Source organism: Streptococcus sp. F2, assembly GCF_056500955.1.
The window spans coordinates 1-18,967 of the sequence record NZ_JBWKAI010000014.1 but is presented as its reverse complement, the minus strand read 5'-3'; the positions used below and the strand labels follow the sequence as shown (position 1 = coordinate 18,967).

Genomic DNA, 18,967 nt, shown 5'->3' with positions numbered 1-18,967 from the left:
TTATTACTTTTAGTCAAACATGCTTCCAAAGATACCACGAACGCGTTCTGAAATCTTTTGCTTAGGTTCAGCAGGTGCTTGTGGCTCATAGGTTGCTTGTGGTACTTGTTGTTCATAGCGAACAGGTGTTTCGGATCTTCTTGCCTCATTGTAGTCCGGCAAGTAAGACTCCTGACCAGTAAAGTCAATTGGCTTACGTCTCAAGAATTCCTCACCTGAAACCGCATTTTGAGCAAGAACATCTACTTCTGACATCATGCCCACGTATTCTACCAAGCTAATCACATTCGCAAACATTGGGTTTCGAATACCAACTTGGTTTGGAACGTGAAGTTTTACAGTTGTTCCAAAAATATCTTGGGCAACTTCAACCACACCTGGCATAATAGCACCACCACCAATGAGAACAATACCACCTGGTAAATCAAGCAAGCGCCCTCTTTCCAAATCTTGTTTCACACGATCTAAAATGTGGCGGATACGGGCTGAAATAATTTCAGACAAGTAACGTTCAGTCACTTCAACTGGTTCTTCGCTACCAACTACATCTACTTTAACCGTCTCTGTCAGACTTGCTTCATCCATGTTAGCTTGACCAAAATTATATTTCAAGGCTTCAGCAATAGACAAAGAGGTTTTCAACACTTTAGAGATATCTTTGGTGATATACTCACCACCCTCTGCATAAATATTAGTGTACTGTAATTCTTGAGCTCTCATTGAGGCAACTGTTGTTTGTCCACCGCCCATATCAATAACAGTAGCGCCAAATTCACGTTCACCTTCATTTAAAACAGTCTTAGCCATTGCTAATGGTGAAATAATAATATTTTCAACCTTGATGCCTGCACGCTCCACCGTTTTACGTAAATTGTGTAAGATGGTACTTGGGCCAGTGTAAATCAAGCCACGCATTTCTAACCTAATCCCCATCATACCACGTGGATCACGAATACCCTGGAAACCATCAACAATAAACTCTTCTGGAACCAATGAAATCACTTCACGTTCGGGTGTAATGCTTTTTGTGAGGGCTGATTTTACCACACTGTCAACATCTTCATCTTTGATTTCTTTTGATTCACTTGGAACAGGAATCATCCCCTGTGTTGGCTCAATTTGAAGCAGATTTGCTGGTAACCCAACATTCACCTTTTCAATTGTCATTCCTGCTTTTTCTTCTGCTTGTTCTACTGCAGTTTTGATGGCAGTCGCTGCTGCCTCAATATCAATTATTATGCCATCTTTTACGCCGGCACTTGGAACATTACTCACACCAATGACGTTCATCTCACCAGAAATAAATTCTGCAACTAAAACTTTTATTGAGCTTGTTCCAATGTCCAAACCAGTAAAAAAGCCATTTCTAGCCATTCACTTGACCTCACTTACTTTCCAAACTTTTACTATTCTAAAAACTGCTAAAAAACAGAATTATTCAGAGAATATTATAACATAAAAAAACGTAAAATGTTATCATTTTACGCATTTTGTTATATAAACTTAACTTTTTCTAGTCAATTTAATCAAACATGATTATATCTGGTTTTAAAAGGCTTTTTACAAGCATTTTCGATACCAAAATTAGGTGTTCGATGGACTTGCCTGATCTGGATTAGTAACCTCTGTTGCCTCAGACGCTTGACCTTGTCCTGTATCAGTAGCATGTTGATTTCCTGACTGGTCTTGAGACGGATTGCTATCAGCACTTTCGCCTTCTTTGTTAGACGCATTTTGTTCTGTTGTTACTGGTACTTCTACTTGATTTTCAATGTCAGCTGTTGTGGTATAGATTCCCACTTCCATGTCAACTATACTATCACTTTCAAGATTTTTTTTCAATTTTTGATAGTAAGGTAGTTTTAAGGTAAGTTGTGATTGCGGAACCCTGATCAGATTGCCATCATGCATGTCAATAACCAATAAATCTGATGTGGTTTTAGAACCAGCCAAAGAAACTGATTTTATGTTTTTGACTAAAGATTTAGACAAGGTTGTTAGTTGTTTAACCAATTCTTGGATAGCTTTTTCATCTTCTAAATTAATGATCAAAAAAGATTTTGGCAGTTCTGAAGCCTTAACCTTATCAACCCGCTTACCATTTTCCAAGATAGGTTGAAAACCTCCTTCAACTTGTGCGTAGGCAATGACCTCAAATTCGGTCACATTAAACTGGAAATGATTAGGGAACTGATAAGACATCTTAACAGACTTAACCCAGGGGTTAGCGTCAACAATGGCTTGTTCATAAGGACCTGGGGATGTCACTAAGGTGAGCCAGTAATCTGAAGCTTTCACCTTACTTGCTTTTACTAATTCTTCTAAATCCGTTTGATGATTACCTTTTATCGAAAAATCTTTAACCTTACTGTAAGGGGTAATCATAAAAATAGATGCTGCCATGAGTAATAGCGATACTAATATAACAGGTAAGGATTTTTGAAAGGCAATTTGACTTAAACTTTTCTCTTTTACTTTCTTGATCTTTTTTTTCTTCTTAGGAACAGGTGGTTCATCCGCACTTGGGCTTTTCGTCTCATCTTTGGGCTCAACTGGTTTATCTTCTTCTGAAGTCGATTGAAGTTGTGCTTTTTTCTCAGTCAACAGTTTCTCTTTGAGTTTTTTTTCTTCCTCAGCTTGCTGTTTCTTTTTCTTCAAAAATTCGATATTGCGTTTTTGCCATTCTGTCAAAATGAGCTTATCGTCATTTTTTTTCTCTTTATCTTTTGCCATTTACTTCTCCTTAATCGCGGAGCTAATATCGGCTCTCAAAAGGTCATAAAACAAGTCCAACGACTGAATGTCCTTTGTGGCTAACATCGTTGCCTCATAATGCGCTTGGTGATCGAACAATTCTCTTATTGTCTTTTTAAGATTATCCAAAGTTAATTCGGGTTCCAACAACTGCTTGGCATAGCCCTTTGCTTCAAAATAAGCGGCATTCTCCAATTGATCACCACGGCTAGCTTCTCTTCCCAGAGGTACAATGAGATGTAGCTTAGCCATTGCCAATAATTCAAAGAGGGTATTCGAGCCTCCTCGAGTGATAACAAGATCCGCCATCCCCATTAAGGGCTGATATAAATCCGTGACATAATCTACACGATAGAGATTAGGACTCAGTTCATTAAGATTAGGATCTCCCGTCACATTAATAATATTATAAGTCTGCCTTAACTCCGGATGGTCGCTAACAAACTGATTAAAGACTTGAGCCCCTGCCGAACCTCCAATAAATAAAAGGGTTTTTAAGTCACTATTAAAATAAGACTTAATGGCCTCAAGTTGAGTGGTACCCGACACCTCTTGGGCAGTTAGTGAAACCTTTGTTACCGCACCAAGATGCTTGGTTCTAGGCAAAAGGTGGCCCTGCTCAAAAGTGGTATACATTGTGGTCGCGAATTTATAGGCAATTTTATTAGCAAGCCCCATTGATCGATCAGATTCGTGAATAAACACTGGTTTCCCCAGCAATTTAGCAGCCATGACAGGTGGAACGGAAACAAAACCACCTTTAGAAAAAAGCGCTTGCGGTCGAATCTTAGCGATAATCACCAGTGACTGCAACAAGCCTAGCGCAACCTTAAAGATATCCACTACATTTTGCCATGAAAAATAGCGGCGCAGCTTTCCAGTGGCAATGGCATGAAAAGTCACATCAAGTCCTGATTTTTTGATTTCCTGGTACTCAATGCCGTTCTTGTCTCCAATGTAATGTACTTCCCAGCCGTCGCTGATAAACTTTGGAATAAGAATTAAATTTAAGGTCACATGACCCACGGTTCCGCCACCTGTCAATACAATCTTCTTAGACATTAGGCATCTCCTTTTAATTTTGCAAAAGTTGTCAAAAATTCATCCCCGCGGACCTCAAAGTTAGGATACATGTCCCAACTAGCATTGGCTGGGCTAAGCAAGATTGTATCTCCTGCCTGCGCTTCTTGGAAAGCTAATTCAGTCGCAGCAGCAACATCAGCTGCTTCACGGTAAGGAACATTTGCCATTTCCGCTGCTCGCTTCATACGCTCCGCTGATTCTCCCAAAATAATCATTTGTTTCAAACCTCTAAGGTCTGGTACTAAATCGTCAAATTCATTTCCCCGATCTAGTCCACCTGCAATCAAAACTAGCTTCTTATTGTCAAAGCCAGATAAAGCTTTCTGAGTCGCTAAGATATTGGTTGATTTACTGTCATTATAAAAGGTTATATCTTTAATTTTCCCGACAAGTTGTAGGCGATGTTTAACACCCCCAAAATGAGAAAGAACTTCCACAATAACATCGTCGGCAATGCCAGACAATTTAGCCACGGCAATTGCTGCTAAAGCATTCTCAATATTATGACTACCCGGGACACCTAAGTTAGCCGCAGGCATTATAGGATGTCCTTTAAAATAAAGCATGCCGTCTTCCAGATAGGCTCCGTCCACCACTTCTTGAGTTGAAAAAGGAATGACCGTTGCCTTAGTTGTTTTAGCTAAGGCCGCTGAGATTTCTTGATTAGCATTTAAAATGAGATAGTCTTCAGCTGTCATTTCAGCCTGAATCCTCCATTTGGCTGCCACATAATCCTCAAAACTCCCATGATAATTGAGATGAGTGGGCATCAGGTTTGTGATAACAGCGATATGGGGATTAAACGCGTCAACCCCCATTAATTGGAAAGAGGATAATTCCATTACTAGCGTGTCATTAGTGCTAGCTTTTTGAACGACTTCGGAGGCAGGATAACCAATATTTCCTGATAATAAAGCAGATTGACCACCTGCATTTAAGACATCGGCAATCATTGTTGTAGTCGTTGTTTTTCCATTCGACCCTGTAATCCCAACAATAGGGGATTCGGATACCAAATAAGCCAACTCAACTTCGGTCAAGACAGGAATTTGTTTTTCAAGCGCACGTGTAACCATAGGGTTATCGTAAGGAATTCCCGGATTTTTGACCATATATTCAAAGTCTTCATCCAATAATTCTAGGGGATGACTGCCACAAACAACCTTAATACCTTCTTCCAACAAGGCTTGTGCTGCTGGGTTTTCTTCAAAAGGTTTGCCATCATTGACGGTGACAAGAGCACCTAGTTTGGTTAAGAGTCTTGCGGCTGCTTCGCCCGATCTAGCTAAGCCTAATATTAATACTTTTTTATTTTGAAATTCTCTGATTTTTTTCATCTGAGCCCACACTATCCATTCTATTTGGTTTCTATTTTACCTTTATTTAAAAGCTTTTTCAAGATTTTAAAAAAGGACCTGATGCTTTCTAAATTAGAATCCGTTTCCAAAAAGAGCTGCCTTTATTTCTTTTTCGGCATCAAAAAAGACAAACATCCGCAGGGATATTTGCCTTTTCTACTAACTACATCAAGTCTCCCAGCCTGACGTTAAGGATGCTATCACTCAAGAATCTCCCAATACCTTAAGTTAAACGTCCGAATTGGTCAAAAACGTACCATTTTCCTTCAATCTGATAACTCCCTGTTACCACATTACAATCGCTGCCGCAGTAGTAATAGTAATTGTTATCTTTGACCCATTGATTTTGAACAAATTGACCATTTACAGCATAGCGATATTGTCCTTGCTCATTATGATACCATGTTCCTTGGCTAACCACATTTCTAGAATTAATGTCTCTACTATTTCCTATAACATCAGCGCCAAAAGTAGCTGGACTGCTAAAAAGAGAACCTTGACTGGAAGTTGTCACTTCCTCAGCATACTCTTCTTCAACTGGAACTGGCTGATTATCGTCATTACTTGCTTTTGGTGAATACGTCATCTTCGTTGATTGGTTTTTAAACAGTTCTGCAAAAGCTTGGTTATATAAATAGGTTGTGGCACTTGCTTTTTCTCCCTGAAGGTTACGACCATAAACCAGCCATTCACTAGGGTTGCTTCGCATCATCCAGTCTTCAAAAGCTTTACTGTATTCCATTTCTCTAAGACCATTGGCCTCACGAACTGACATTTCCACAGGCGTATAGTTTCTTCCAAAATGAGTGATTTCTACTTTTTTATCTGGACGATTGCCACTCGTTGTGTCGAGATAATACCATGCCCCATCATAATGAACTCTGGTTACCTGGTGAGGAATGCCACTATCATTGACACCACCAACGACATAAGCTTTAATGCCCATTAGGTTAAGGGCCCTTGCTGTGATGGCGCTATAGCCGACACATACCGCTTTTTGACGTTCGGTCACTGAAAAGATATCTGAAGCTCTGTAATAGGCTTGCTTATTATCAATGCTACTACCTTCTAAATCGTAATCAAAGGTATTTGTGACATAAAGACACCATTTACGTAGCCTTTCTTTTTCAGTCGTCTCTTTCATTGCTCCCGACTTTTCAATCAAGGCTTTAATTTTCTCATCGTTCGCAAGGTAACGTTCCAGGCTAGCATTTGAATTTTCATAGCCTCCAATAACCCCACTGCCAACACCTTCAACATAATTCATCATGCGAATATTTCTTGAATAAAGTGTTTGAGAGCCAATAGTGACATCATGTGATTGTTGACCAATAGATAATCCAGCGTTAGCTAATAATAATTTTAAAGGAATACTCTCATTTAAATTAAAACTAGCAACCACTAATTTATCTGTCAAATCAAAATCCTGAATAGTTTTGCGAACTAACGCATTATACTCTTCTAAGCTATTAAGAACATAGCCTGTTTTCTTTATCAATAAAAGTGAATCTCCCCCATTAACCCACTTATGATTGATTTTGACAAAGTCGTATTGTGAACCATAATCTGAACCTAACTGATCCGTTAGGTTTCGTTCCATTTCGAACAGCCAAACTCGAAAATGCTCATCTGTCCCGAGGACATAGGCATTTAAAGCTGTCAGACTGTCGCCATCCCTTTCTTGAATAACTCCTTCAACAACTTGCGCCGTGCTGGCACTTACTTTTTCAAGATGGTCTGTTTGCGAAAGATGATCTTTCCGATCCAATTCTCGAGATACCATACTTGATTGGTTAGTATCAGCTTTAACATATAATGGTGCTACCAAAAAACAAGTTGATAGGGCCACTACTCCTAATTGACCTAGCATTTTTTTCATAGCTAGTCCTCCTTTTTATATCATCCATACCTAATAGTATTATATTACTTTTTTTAGAAAATGTAAAATTTTTTAATATTTTTAATAAACAAAACATTAAAATAATTTTAGAATATCAACTAATGCCGATTAGCATTGCAAAAAGGACTGTGTCGAACGAGCACAGTCCTTTTGATAACTGATAAACTAAGGCATCATCCCAGTAGAAACATTATTTTTCATGAATTCTGAAGAGAGATGATGAACCTTATCAAGACTAGTTATTTCACTTTTGATTTTTTTGGCATTTTGAGTAAGTCTTTCAAAGCATAGTATCCCAATACTATCATCCCGAGTCCTACAACTATCTCAGGAGGTGTCTGCATGATTTTGATGAAACTCAATCCTGCCAAAACAATGAGGAGGGCAACTAAACCCACAAGTCCAATCATACCAAGCGTATTACGCACACTTTTAGGTGCCATAAACAGATAATAGGAAATAATTAAGGCAGCAATAATAAGATAGAACATCCTCATCTCCTTTGATTCTAATAAAGTAGGTAACCCTTAGACGCAAAAAGACCTTTAGAATAGTCTCTTTCCTAAACATCTTTTTGTTATTCATTTTTTATGGCTTATTCAGCTGATTTTTTCTTTTTATTAGCTTTATCACGCGCAGCTTTATTCAAAATTTGTTTACGCAAGCGGATAGATTCTGGCGTTACTTCCATGTATTCGTCATCATTCAAGAACTCCAATGATTCTTCAAGCGTCAGAATACGAGGTGTTTTAATCACAGCTGTTTGGTCCTTAGTGGCTGAACGAACGTTTGTCATTTGTTTAGCCGTTGTAATGTTAACCCCAAGGTCATTGTCACGTGAGTTTTCACCGACAATCATTCCTTCGTAGACTTCTGTTCCCGGATTAACAAAGATAGTTCCACGTTCTTCAATACGCATGATTGAATAAGTGGTTGCCTTACCATTATCGATAGAAACAAGTGCTCCACGATGACGGCCACCAATTTCACCAGCAACGACTGGCATGTATTGGTCAAAGGTATGGTTCATAATCCCGTAACCACGTGTCATTGAAAGGAACTCTGTTGAGTAACCAATCAAACCACGAGCAGGAATCAAGAAAATCAAACGAGTTTGACCATTACCAACCATTTGCATATCAAGCATGTCCCCTTTACGTTCTGAAAGGGATTGAATAATAGCACCTTGGTATTCTTCTGGCGTGTCAATTTGAACGCGTTCGAAGGGTTCACATTTGACACCATCAATTTCTTTAATGATAACTTCTGGACGTGATACTTGAAGTTCATAGCCTTCACGACGCATGGTTTCGATAAGAATTGACAAGTGCAATTCACCACGGCCTGAAACAGTCCACTTATCGGGAGAATCTGTTGGGTCAACACGAAGTGAAACGTCTGTTTGCAATTCTGCCAATAAGCGTTCTTCAACTTTACGAGACGTGATCCATTTACCTTCACGTCCTGCAAAAGGAGAGTTATTGACCAAGAAAGTCATCTGAAGCGTTGGCTCATCAATACGAAGAATTGGCAGAGCTTCCACACAGTCAGTCGGTGTAATGGTTTCTCCAACAAAGATATCTTCCATACCTGAAACAGCAATCAAGTCACCTGCTTTTGCTTCTTGAATTTCACGACGTTCCAAACCGAAGAAACCAAACAGTTTTGTCACACGGAAGTTTTTAGTGGTACCATCAAGTTTTGAAAGGGTTACTTGGTCACCCACTTTAACAGTACCACGGAAGACACGACCGATACCGATACGACCTACGAAATCGTTGTAGTCCAAAAGTGACACTTGGAATTGCAAAGGCTCAGCTGAATTATCAACTGGCGCTGGAATATGATCAATGATCGTATCAAAGATCGGTGCCATAGTATGCTCTTGGTCAGCAGGATCATCTGATAATGATGATGTGCCATTGATAGCTGATGCGTAAACAACTGGGAATTCCAATTGCTCATCATCGGCACCAAGTTCGATGAATAATTCAAGCACTTCATCTACAACTTCTGCTGGACGAGCTGAAGGTTTGTCAATCTTGTTCACCACAACGATTGGGATAAGATTTTGTTCAAGTGCTTTTTTCAATACGAAACGAGTCTGAGGCATTGTTCCTTCGTAGGCATCCACAACAAGAACAACCCCGTCAACCATTTTCATGATACGTTCAACTTCACCACCGAAGTCCGCGTGTCCTGGGGTATCCATGATGTTAATACGAACATCGTTGTAGGCTACTGCCGTATTTTTCGCAAGGATTGTAATCCCACGTTCTTTTTCAAGGTCATTGGAATCCATGGCACGCTCTTGAAGCTCTTTACGCTCATCAAGAGTATGGGATTGTTTTAATAATTCATCTACAAGTGTTGTTTTTCCGTGGTCAACGTGGGCAATAATCGCTACGTTACGGATATCGTTTCTTAAGTTAGTCATTTGTTCCTCTAAGTAAATATATTTTAACTAAACAAGTATAACACAAAATGTTTTAAAAAACTGGTTTTAATCAATTGTAAATGTTTTCAGATTTTCAGCAAGCACTTATATACCCAAAAAAGAGCTAAGGTTTTCTAGACAATGATTGCCTAAACTCCCTTAACTCCATGTTATGATTTTCTAAATTATTTATTTAACTTTGCCATCCCAGTAATCAATACCGTCTTTTAAAACATAGACAGCCTCAAAACCAGCCTTTTTGAGTAATTTAACCGCACGCACACGGTACTGCGGCCGCATATTTTCGTAGATAAGAACGGGTTTGTCCTTGCGAAGACCTTTGATAGCTGCTTCAAATTGTTGCACTGGAAAATTTCGAGCTCCTAGGATGTGTTTGTTTCTATAAGCCGCTGGCTCTCGTAAATCAATCAATTGACCTTGACGCATCAAGTCTTTGAAGGTGTCATTATCAACTTGCTTTGCCATTCTCCGAAAAGAGAAATAGTTCCATGTGTAATAGCCAATAATTCCTAAAAGGAGTAACCATAAGATAAGTGTGATTGGAGACATATCCCCCTCCTATTCTGTGATAAATTGCCGAGCAAGGCTAGCTGCACCGATAATACCAGCATCGTTACCAAGCTCTGCAATCTTAATTTTAGTGGAATGCCTCACTTGTGGGAAGGTGAAGGTCACAAAATATTTTTCAATGCGTGAACGTAAGAATTCTCCTGCTGCCGACACACCTCCACCAATAACCACTGAATCTGGATTCAAGATATTGGAGATATTTGCTGACGCAAGACCAAGATAGTAACCAACCTTTTCCACAACAGAATCTGCAAAGGTATCCCCTGCTTCTGCTGCCATAAAAATATCTTTGCTGGTGACATTGTCTCCATTATCAATGGCGGCTTTAATAGCAGAATCTCCTTCATAAGCTTCTGCCAATAAACGTGCTACCTTGACAACACCTGTTGCTGAGGCTACTGTTTCCAAACAGCCGTGTGAGCCACAAGTACAAGCAAAGCCATTTTCCGGCTCAACAATCATGTGGCCGATTTCACCACCTGCTCCTGCAACACCATGAATCAGGTTACCATCGGCGATAATCCCCCCACCGACACCAGTTCCTAGTGTCATGAAAACAACATCAGGATTGTTTTCGCCAGCTCCAACCCAACGCTCACCAAGAGCAGCCACATTGGCATCATTATCAATGGCAAAAGGAATACCTAATTCTTTTTCAATAATGGAACCGACTTCCTGAGTTTCTTTCCAGTTAAGGTTGAATGCCCCGGTCACTGTATTAGCAGTACGGTCAACAGCCCCTGGTGACCCCATACCGATACCAATAAAATCTGCACTGCTTAGACCATATAATTCCAAGCGGTGTTTGATGGAAGCGATGATATCAGGGACAATGTGCTTGCCCCCTTCTAAAATATTAGTCTCAATTGCCCATTTTTCTTGAACTTCTCCTGCTGCTGTTAAAATACCAAATTTAACAGTTGTTCCACCTAAATCAATCCCCAGTAACTTTTGACTCATTTGCCTATCCTTCTTTTTCCATTTCTAATCTATGCTCACGCCGTAAAATCAACTCGGCTTTTAAATAGTCATTCTTGTCTAACAGGCCGCTATCGTAGAGGCGCTGCAATTCAATCTTCATCATTTCAATATCATAGAGACGTTTGCCAAGATAAACAAAAATGCCAAAGTTTTTTAACAGTTGTTGCACATCATATAGTGTTTTCATATAACTAGATTTTAGCAAATTCTAAGGCAGATTTCAAGACAAGCATGGAATCGCTTTCTATGTTTCTGAAAATGAACCGATGACTCCATCAAAAAGAAGCCAATTTTATCATTGACTTCTTTCATCCTAAGGCATTGTTAATTAAAGTGCTGGACCTTGTCCACGCTCTGCTTGGAGCATCCAAATGGTTTTTTCAGCCTCTGTCTTAGCTGCTGTAAACAAATCATTTGTTCCAGCATCGCCTTCTTCATCGGTAATATCCAAACCAACTTGGAAAAGGCTACTTAGATAAAGGTAAACTTCTACCAATCTTGCCAAATGTTGGGCAACTGTTTTGTCATAGCTACCTTTTGTTTCATCCAACTTAGAGTGTTGTGAAAATTCAGCTAGAGTAGAATAAGGTGCACCACCGATGGTAATCAAGCGTTCGCTCATTTCATCTAAGGTAGCATTTAAGCTGTCCAGTAATTCATCCATTTTTGGGTGAAGGTACAAGAAACCTGGACCACGCATATACCAGTGTACTTGGTGCACAATAGAGGCAGCCACAGATAAGTCAGCTACTGTTTGGTTTAAAACAGCTTTTGTTTTTTCATTTTTAGAAGCTTCTTTTTTAGAAATATTGTGGGTTACTGAAGCATAAATATTGTCAACGAGTGTATTTGTCATAATAACGTCTCCTTACTTTTCGGCTTAAAGGGCAAGAATGGAGGGTGAGCAACGATTACTCATCAAGAAGGAATCGTTGTCGCCTAATCCTATTCGACAATAACGGACTGAACTAACAGGCTAAACACCTTATTTAGAATCATTCTCGTCTCATAACTTTATTTTACAACGATTAGGAAAAGATTGCAAGTATTTGATTTATTTTCGAATAAGTAAGTATGAATATCTTTTTTAGTTTCTGTCTTGCTCTCTTTTTAAGCCTACTGTTTCGCTACTTACTCCATTTTTTTACAAACGCGAGCCAAGAAGAAATAGCTAATACTGCCAATGAATCAATCCCTCTCAAGGAAAAATTACAGCACTGTCAGCTATCATTGATTAAGCATGTCCTCGTCAGCTATCATACTTACTTTACTTTAGAAATTAGTTTATTTACAATCTTTATGGCAACCTTGGTAGGCTGGATGGACGTGAGGCACTGCTATTTGCTACTATTTTCTTTATTACTCAGTCTCTTTGATGGGCAATCACAAGAATACCCTTTCCTTTTATGGCTAGTGACTTTTGTTAGTTTGCTCCCTTTTTACTCCATTAACCACACCTCGCTTTTATTACTGTTGTTAGGACTGTTAGCCTATCTCCGACCTTTTTCAATTGGCGCAGGGGATTTTCTGTATCTCGCGAGTTTGGCGTTAGTGTTTGACTTAATGTCTCTTATCTGGCTAGTCCAACTGGCCTCTTTAGCAGGTATTGCTGCTTGCTTATTGCTACGTACAAAACACATTCCCTTTATCCCTTACTTAACTTTTGGGTTACTTTGTATTATCTTTCTTGAAAAATACTTAATCTACTAAAAACCCTAGCCACTTTGGTGACTAGGGTTAAGGTTTTATAGCATCCCTGCTTGTAATTGATACATTTTATAATAGGTACCTTTTTGATTAAGCAATTCTTCGTGACATCCATGTTCAATAATTTTTCCTTTATCAAGCACATAGATACAATTAGCATCTTGAATGGTTGATAAGCGATGAGCAATAGCAATGGTTGTACGGCCTTGCCGCATTTTAGCTAGAGAACGTTGTACAATAGCTTCTGTTTCAGAATCGATATTGGCAGTCGCTTCATCAAGAATTAGAATTTTAGGCTTGCTGGCTACGGTTCTTGCAAATGCTAATAACTGCCGCTGACCTGTCGAAAAGCTTGCCCCTCTTTCACTAACAGGAGATTGATACTGGTCTGGTAATTTTTGAATAAATTGATCCGCATCGACAAAAGCAGCTGCAGCTTTGACTTCTTCATCACTTAGGCTTTGATACATCCGAATGTTGGAAGCAATAGTCCCATGATATAAAAATGGATCCTGCAAAACTAACCCAATAGACTGGCGCAATTCCTCTTGAGAATAATCACGAATATCATGCCCATCAAGTAAAATATGTCCCGATTGGAAGTCATAAAAGCGCATGAAAACGTTAATGATAGAAGACTTCCCAGAACCTGTCGCTCCTACAAAAGCGATGGTCTCTCCTTTCTTAACCTCAAAAGAAATATTATCCAAAACCTTTTGTTTACCATCATAAGAGAATGACACGTTTTTAAAGGAAATATTCCCTTCTGTGACTTTAATTGGTTGATTAGCTTGCTGTGGTTCAAAGAATTCTTCGTCAATTAATTTGAAGACACGACCTGCTGACACCATCGAGGTCTGCAAAGTTGAAAAGTTTTGAGTAACTTCAATTAAAGGATCAAATAAACGATTAATGTACTGGATAAAGGCGTACACCATCCCAGCCGTAATGGCACCATTAAGTCCTTTGAAACCAAAATAAGCCATTAATACCGCATACGCTAACAGTTTCAAAAGGGACATGGCTGGACGTAAGAAAATACTATCTAAAGCTACCGATTTGTTGGCATAACGAACATGCTCTTGGTTGATGACTTCAAACTCATCTTTCAATCGATCCTCTTGTCCAAATGCCTGAATAATACGAATCCCTTCGATACTTTCTGCCAGTTTGCTGTTGATATCGCTGAGTAAACTTCTTGTTTTATCAATCACTTGCACAGATTTTTTTCGATAAAGATTGACCAAAATCACAATAAAAGGAAGAAAAATCACGACCAGGCTTGTTAAGGTCACATCTAACAACAGCATGGTATAAAGGGTCACAGAAAAAATAAAAATAGCAGAAATAAAACTAGATAATATGCCCGAAAACATATCACTGATAGCTTCGGTGTCGTTGGTTATCCGAGAGACAATAGAACCTGCTGGCGTTTTATCAAAATAAGCCATACCTAACGCCTGCATTTTAGCAAAGGCATCCCGTCTGATATCTCTGACAATACTATATGACACACGTGCAAAAAAGAGATTCCCAAGGTATTGAACTACACTTTGAATGAGGTACATGCCATAGTAACCCAATAAAAGTAGGAAAGCTGGCTGATTCAAAGCTGTCAAATAGTGATCAATGAAGCGTGACGCAATCAACGGTATGATACTTTTGATAACAGTGGTTAACAATAAGAGCGCTAAGGCAAATAGAGTGAGCCATTTATAAGGTTTCAAATAGGATAAGAGGCGTTTAAAAACTTGCCATTGATTATTTGTCCTCATGGTCTTCTACCTCCATTTCCAATTGTTGTGAGGCATAGGTTTTAGCATACCAACCTCCCGCTGCTACCAAATCCTCATGACGGCCACTCTCAATAATACGACCATGTTGTAAAACCAAAATCAAATCTGCGTGAACAACCGCACTCAAACGGTGAGCGGTAATAATGGTTGTCTTATCTTGTCTTGTTTGTTTCAGGTTCTCAATAATAGCATGCTCTGTTTTGGCATCAACAGCTGATAAGGAATCATCTAAAATTAAAATATCTGGGTCCAATATCATCGCACGGCTCATCGCAATCCGTTGTTTTTGCCCACCAGATAAGGACACCCCTTTTTCACCGATTAAGGTATGAAAACCTTGTGGCATTTCCATAATATCATTATAGACATGGGAGAGACGTGTCGCTGCTTCTACTTCCTCAACCGATAACTTAGGATTACCAAAACGAACATTTTCTAAAATACTAGTCGCAAATAAAAATTGGTCTTGAGGAACATAGCCCATTAAATGCCGCAAATCTTTAAGACGATAATCCTTAATATTGTGATTATTCAAGCAAATAGCGCCATCAGTCACGTCATATTCTCTCAACAGAAGCTTAATAAGACTTGTTTTACCCGATCCTGTCTGTCCAACCAATCCTAAGGTTTGTCCTTTTTCTAACCTGAAATGAATATCGGTCAATGTTTCTTCTTTATCGTAAGAAAAATGATTGATATCGTAGGTCAAAGAACCATTAGAAATTGTTGTTAAGGGATGACTGCTTTCTTCAACATCCGAGGCTTGTTCTAATAATTGACTGATACGCTCATAGGAGACACTTCCCCGTTGAACCATATTGAATAAAAAGCCAACTGCCATCAACGGCCAGACGAGCATATCGAGGTAGGTCATAAAGGTCACCAAATTCCCAATCGTTACTTGCCCAGCCTTGATCATAAAAGCCCCAACTAATAAGGTTAGCACATAGGATAAGCCAATAAAAAGAAGCACCACCGGATCAAACATGACATCATAAAACATCGTTCTCATGTTCTTCTTAAAGGTCATCTGATTGATTTCCTGGAAAGAAGCTACTTCATCACTTTGATAGCCAAACGATTTGGTCACTTTAATACCAGTTACACTTTCTTGAACCTTGTTATTCAATTCTGAGAAAGCTGCCTGAGATTCTCCAAATGCCTTATGAGTTTTGCGCCCTAGACGACTAGTTGCGTAAGCCATCAGGGGCAAAGGCAAGACTGCAATGACTGTCATTTGCCAAGAAATTGTGAAGAGCATGGTTAATAAGGTCACAATCGCTGTTATCGAGGCGTCAACCGCAGACATAACCCCACCTCCTGCCAAACGAGTAAGGGAATTAATATCATTGGTCGCGTGGGCCATCAAATCCCCTGTCCGATAACGTTGGTAAAAAGAAGGAGACATCTTGGTAAAGTGCTCAAAGAGTTTAAAACGCATGACACGTCCTAATCGATAAGACGTCCCAAAAATACAGATTCGCCAGACGTAGCGTAAGGCATACATTGCTAAAGCAGCTATGATAAGCCAAAAAAGGTACCAAAGCAACTCGCTTTTAGTTAGTCTCTGGCTAGTAATCCCATCAATCACAATCCCCATGATTTTTGGGGGAATTAAATTCAAAAAAGCCACCAAACTTAAGGATAAAATCCCGATAAGATAGGGTTTCTTTTCTTCCTTAAAAAACCACCATAAGTTTTTCAAAATAGACATTAACTCTCCCTCCGCATTAATATATCTTTCAATCTAATTTTATATCAGTAATAAAAAGTCTCTCCATTGGAGAGAAATTTAGCTTACATTCGTCTTACAAAGACCTAGACAGGCGATGATGCAGCCATCGATAACTATAAAAGGCCAATAAAGCACCCAAGCTATTTGTCCACAAGTCATCCAACTCAAATACTCGATTAGCATCTATCAGAACATCAAGCAACAGTTGGGTCAATTCGATGATCAAACTGATTCTAAACCCTAGCCATAAACTTTTGCTTGAGCTGTGCCAATTTTTCCATAGGCAATGAATCATAAAAACCAAGGGATAGAGTAAAAAAACATTCATTACATTTTGCCCAATAACCCAGCTAAGTTCCAAAGGGGTTGACAATTGAGGTAGCGACCATAGGCTATTCAAAGGTACCAAGAGGAAACGAAGGCGTCCAACTGCTATGACATGTGGTGTTTGTATGCCTTCAAACAAGTTGGGTTGAGGGGTAAAACACATCAAAACAATGGCCAAACCATAAGCCGCTAGAACAAGGAGGAAAAAACACCGCCATTTTCTCCTCACTAATCCTTCTTGATTAAAGACTTGCTTTAGCATCCTCTTATGCGTTGGTTGCTGCAGCTTTTTCACGGTCTTTTTTCATGGTATTGGAACGTAATTGTCCACAGGCCGCATCAATATCGGTACCGTGCTCTTGACGCACGACACAGTTGACACCGTTTTTCTTCAACACATCGTAAAATGCTGAAACGCGTTCTTTAGGACTTCTACTGTATTGGTCGTGTTCTGAAACAGGATTGTAGGGAATCAAGTTAACGTAAGACAATTTGCGAATATTTTTAGTCAGGTCTGCCAACTCTTGGGCCTGCTCAACACCATCATTGACCTCATTTAACATGATGTATTCAAAGGTTACACGACGGTTAGTTGTTTCAATATAATACTCAATGGCTGCAAAAAGTTTTTCAAGTGGGAAAGATCGGTTGATTCTCATGATGCTTGAACGCAAGTCATTATTAGGGGCATGAAGTGATACCGCCAAATTAACCTGCACTCCTTCGTTAGCAAACTCACGAATCTTATGCGCCAAACCGGAAGTTGATACCGTGATATGGCGAGCACCAATAGCCAGACCATTGTCATCATTAATCGTCCGTAAGAAACTCATCACATTTTGGTAATTGTCAAATGGCTCACCAATTCCCATAACAACCACATGACTGACACGTTCGTCTTGACCACGCTCATCAAAATATTTTTGAACTAGCATAATCTGAGCTGTGATTTCACCACTGTTTAAATCACGCTGTTTTTTGATTAAGCCGCTAGCACAGAAGGTACAGCCAATATTACAACCAACTTGTGTTGTAACACAAACAGAATGCCCATAATGCTGGCGCATCAAAACTGTTTCAATGAGCATACCATCTGGTAACTCAAACAAATACTTAACAGTTCCGTCAGCTGACTCTTGAACAATGCGTTGCTTAAGAGGATTGACGCAAAAATTTTCCTTTAAGATAGCAATAAAATCTTTGGAAATATTAGTCATGTCATCAAAAGACTGAACACGTTTTTTATAGAGCCAATCCCAAATTTGGATAGCTCTAAATTTCTTTTGTCCGTGGTCAACAGCCCAAGCAATTAAGTCTTCCCGGGTCAAGCTGTAAATGGATGGTTTCATGGATTACTGATCCTTCTTTCTGATAATAAAGTGATCGGACTTAGCATTAAGCTGCTTGGTCTGATTACGTTTCGACTTGCTCTTATTGTTTTCTTTACGCTTTTTACTAGTAAAGGTTTGTTTGTCAGCTGGTTTTTCCTTTGGAGAACGCTTCTGTTTGTTTTTTTGAGGTGCTACCTGTGGATTTGTTTGACCTGATTTCCGTCGATTTGGTTTTGACTTAGAGGACTTTTTCCGTCTTGGCTGACGCTCCTCTTCGAAAGTGATTTCTTTAGGATTAGGATTTTCTAAAACAAAATAGGCACAGCCAAAATTGCAAAACTCTTTAATATAGTCTTCTAAGCGTGAAATGCGGTTTGCTTTTTTAATGTCATTGCTGTCCTTGTAAAACCCTTTGAGACGTAGTTGCTCATTTCCCCAATCGCCAACAATATAGTCGTACTTGAGTAAAATCTCTGTATAACGTTGACCAAAACTGATCGTATCAAAGGCATTTTTAACATTTTCAAGCAAGAGGAACTCTATACCTTCTGCTTTGACCTGCTGGTCAAAGTGACTAAATTCTGGCCCAGGAAATTTATTGTAGTTATACATTTCTGGTGAAATGTCTTTTTTCATGTGACTCCTTTCATAAGAATCCTTAAATATCAATGGTTAGGTTATTTCAATCGTGGTAACTCCTGCTACTCTTGTCAATCATGTAGGAATAGTTTACTTCCTTAGAATTAGAGTGACTGACAAAACCGAGTTTCAACGTTACCCGTAACTCATCTATTATACACTATTTTTAAGCTTTTGTAAGTAGGAAACAAGTCATGAACACGCCGTACGCATGAAAACTTTCTCTTCATCCTTTTGTGCCCGGACATCAATTTTGAAAAGATTCCTTTTTAAATCAATCATCTGCTTAGCCTCTTTCTCCAAATAATTGGGCTAAATAATCTTTCAA

17 protein-coding genes are annotated in these 18,967 nt (G+C 39.2%); 1 reads left to right on the top strand and 16 read right to left on the bottom strand.

The window, feature by feature from the left end; all coding sequences use genetic code 11:
• Positions 1 to 9 precede the first annotated feature (9 nt).
• The 11 genes from ftsA to ACYTR8_RS05670 all read right to left on the bottom strand — a co-directional run bounded on the left by ftsA (position 10) and on the right by ACYTR8_RS05670 (position 11,960).
• Entirely contained in the window at positions 10 to 1,374 is a 1,365-nt protein-coding gene (ftsA, locus tag ACYTR8_RS05720) for a cell division protein FtsA (protein WP_015057885.1), read from the bottom strand.
• A gap of 210 nt (positions 1,375 to 1,584) precedes the next feature.
• Positions 1,585 to 2,733, bottom strand: a complete 1,149-nt coding sequence (locus ACYTR8_RS05715) for a cell division protein FtsQ/DivIB (RefSeq protein WP_479641827.1) — start codon at positions 2,731 to 2,733, stop codon at positions 1,585 to 1,587.
• Positions 2,734 to 3,816, bottom strand: coding sequence for a UDP-N-acetylglucosamine--N-acetylmuramyl-(pentapeptide) pyrophosphoryl-undecaprenol N-acetylglucosamine transferase (locus ACYTR8_RS05710; RefSeq protein WP_479641826.1), 1,083 nt, complete (start codon positions 3,814 to 3,816; stop codon positions 2,734 to 2,736). It abuts the gene before it with no gap.
• Positions 3,816 to 5,174 carry a UDP-N-acetylmuramoyl-L-alanine--D-glutamate ligase gene (murD, locus tag ACYTR8_RS05705; protein WP_479641825.1) on the bottom strand — a complete coding sequence of 453 codons (1,359 nt, stop codon included), beginning with the start codon at positions 5,172 to 5,174 and terminating at the stop codon, positions 3,816 to 3,818. The genes ACYTR8_RS05710 and murD overlap by 1 nt, the downstream gene beginning before the upstream one ends.
• 244 nt (positions 5,175 to 5,418) lie before the next feature.
• A complete protein-coding gene (locus tag ACYTR8_RS05700; RefSeq protein ID WP_479641824.1) occupies positions 5,419 to 7,074 on the bottom strand; it encodes a transglutaminase domain-containing protein in 1,656 nt (551 codons plus the stop codon).
• 260 nt (positions 7,075 to 7,334) lie between these two features.
• Complete coding sequence (locus ACYTR8_RS05695) at positions 7,335 to 7,586, bottom strand: DUF3165 family protein (RefSeq protein WP_003054124.1); 252 nt, start codon at positions 7,584 to 7,586, stop codon at positions 7,335 to 7,337.
• A 104-nt stretch (positions 7,587 to 7,690) separates the two neighbouring features.
• Positions 7,691 to 9,532: a translational GTPase TypA gene (gene typA / locus ACYTR8_RS05690; protein WP_111717113.1), complete on the bottom strand. Its 1,842-nt coding sequence runs from the start codon at positions 9,530 to 9,532 to the stop codon at positions 7,691 to 7,693.
• A gap of 189 nt (positions 9,533 to 9,721) precedes the next feature.
• Entirely contained in the window at positions 9,722 to 10,102 is a 381-nt protein-coding gene (locus ACYTR8_RS05685) for a rhodanese-like domain-containing protein (protein ID WP_111717115.1), read from the bottom strand.
• A gap of 9 nt (positions 10,103 to 10,111) precedes the next feature.
• Complete coding sequence (locus ACYTR8_RS05680) at positions 10,112 to 11,083, bottom strand: ROK family glucokinase (protein ID WP_479640754.1); 972 nt, start codon at positions 11,081 to 11,083, stop codon at positions 10,112 to 10,114.
• A gap of 4 nt (positions 11,084 to 11,087) precedes the next feature.
• On the bottom strand, positions 11,088 to 11,291 hold the full coding sequence (locus tag ACYTR8_RS05675) for a YqgQ family protein (RefSeq protein ID WP_111717119.1): 204 nt from the start codon (positions 11,289 to 11,291) through the stop codon (positions 11,088 to 11,090).
• A 141-nt stretch (positions 11,292 to 11,432) separates the two neighbouring features.
• Positions 11,433 to 11,960, bottom strand: coding sequence for a Dps family protein (locus ACYTR8_RS05670; protein WP_111717121.1), 528 nt, complete (start codon positions 11,958 to 11,960; stop codon positions 11,433 to 11,435).
• Positions 11,961 to 12,178: 218 nt separating this feature from the next.
• Here ACYTR8_RS05670 and ACYTR8_RS05665 point away from each other — a divergent pair, with 218 nt between their 5' ends.
• Entirely contained in the window at positions 12,179 to 12,814 is a 636-nt protein-coding gene (locus ACYTR8_RS05665; protein WP_479641823.1) for an A24 family peptidase, read from the top strand.
• 35 nt (positions 12,815 to 12,849) lie between these two features.
• Here ACYTR8_RS05665 and ACYTR8_RS05660 read toward each other — a convergent pair whose 3' ends face one another.
• From ACYTR8_RS05660 to ACYTR8_RS05640, 5 genes are all read right to left on the bottom strand, one after another.
• The gene (locus ACYTR8_RS05660) at positions 12,850 to 14,586 is read right to left on the bottom strand and encodes an ABC transporter ATP-binding protein (protein WP_479641822.1); all 1,737 of its coding nucleotides are present in this window, start codon (positions 14,584 to 14,586) and stop codon (positions 12,850 to 12,852) included.
• Positions 14,573 to 16,321 carry an ABC transporter ATP-binding protein gene (locus ACYTR8_RS05655; RefSeq protein WP_443597275.1) on the bottom strand — a complete coding sequence of 583 codons (1,749 nt, stop codon included), beginning with the start codon at positions 16,319 to 16,321 and terminating at the stop codon, positions 14,573 to 14,575. Before ACYTR8_RS05655 ends, ACYTR8_RS05660 begins: the two co-directional genes overlap by 14 nt.
• Before the next feature lie 94 nt (positions 16,322 to 16,415).
• Positions 16,416 to 16,931, bottom strand: a complete 516-nt coding sequence (locus ACYTR8_RS05650; RefSeq protein ID WP_479641821.1) for a VanZ family protein — start codon at positions 16,929 to 16,931, stop codon at positions 16,416 to 16,418.
• Between the two features lie 4 nt (positions 16,932 to 16,935).
• Positions 16,936 to 18,018, bottom strand: coding sequence for a dual-specificity RNA methyltransferase RlmN (gene rlmN / locus ACYTR8_RS05645; RefSeq protein ID WP_269760282.1), 1,083 nt, complete (start codon positions 18,016 to 18,018; stop codon positions 16,936 to 16,938).
• Between the two features lie 3 nt (positions 18,019 to 18,021).
• Complete coding sequence (locus ACYTR8_RS05640; RefSeq protein ID WP_269760281.1) at positions 18,022 to 18,636, bottom strand: YutD family protein; 615 nt, start codon at positions 18,634 to 18,636, stop codon at positions 18,022 to 18,024.
• Positions 18,637 to 18,967: the final 331 nt, after the last annotated feature.

Coding starts and splice junctions, on each gene's coding strand:
- ACYTR8_RS05685 (WP_111717115.1), bottom strand. CDS start 10,102: ATGTCTCCAATCACACTTATCTTATGGTTACTCCTTTTAGGAATTATT.
- ACYTR8_RS05715 (WP_479641827.1), bottom strand. CDS start 2,733: ATGGCAAAAGATAAAGAGAAAAAAAATGACGATAAGCTCATTTTGACA.
- ACYTR8_RS05680 (WP_479640754.1), bottom strand. CDS start 11,083: ATGAGTCAAAAGTTACTGGGGATTGATTTAGGTGGAACAACTGTTAAA.
- ACYTR8_RS05675 (WP_111717119.1), bottom strand. CDS start 11,291: ATGAAAACACTATATGATGTGCAACAACTGTTAAAAAACTTTGGCATT.
- ACYTR8_RS05665 (WP_479641823.1), top strand. CDS start 12,179: ATGAATATCTTTTTTAGTTTCTGTCTTGCTCTCTTTTTAAGCCTACTG.
- ftsA (WP_015057885.1), bottom strand. CDS start 1,374: ATGGCTAGAAATGGCTTTTTTACTGGTTTGGACATTGGAACAAGCTCA.
- typA (WP_111717113.1), bottom strand. CDS start 9,532: ATGACTAACTTAAGAAACGATATCCGTAACGTAGCGATTATTGCCCAC.
- ACYTR8_RS05700 (WP_479641824.1), bottom strand. CDS start 7,074: ATGAAAAAAATGCTAGGTCAATTAGGAGTAGTGGCCCTATCAACTTGT.
- rlmN (WP_269760282.1), bottom strand. CDS start 18,018: ATGAAACCATCCATTTACAGCTTGACCCGGGAAGACTTAATTGCTTGG.
- ACYTR8_RS05695 (WP_003054124.1), bottom strand. CDS start 7,586: ATGTTCTATCTTATTATTGCTGCCTTAATTATTTCCTATTATCTGTTT.
- ACYTR8_RS05710 (WP_479641826.1), bottom strand. CDS start 3,816: ATGTCTAAGAAGATTGTATTGACAGGTGGCGGAACCGTGGGTCATGTG.
- murD (WP_479641825.1), bottom strand. CDS start 5,174: ATGAAAAAAATCAGAGAATTTCAAAATAAAAAAGTATTAATATTAGGC.
- ACYTR8_RS05655 (WP_443597275.1), bottom strand. CDS start 16,321: ATGTCTATTTTGAAAAACTTATGGTGGTTTTTTAAGGAAGAAAAGAAA.
- ACYTR8_RS05670 (WP_111717121.1), bottom strand. CDS start 11,960: ATGACAAATACACTCGTTGACAATATTTATGCTTCAGTAACCCACAAT.
- ACYTR8_RS05640 (WP_269760281.1), bottom strand. CDS start 18,636: ATGAAAAAAGACATTTCACCAGAAATGTATAACTACAATAAATTTCCT.
- ACYTR8_RS05660 (WP_479641822.1), bottom strand. CDS start 14,586: ATGAGGACAAATAATCAATGGCAAGTTTTTAAACGCCTCTTATCCTAT.
- ACYTR8_RS05650 (WP_479641821.1), bottom strand. CDS start 16,931: ATGCTAAAGCAAGTCTTTAATCAAGAAGGATTAGTGAGGAGAAAATGG.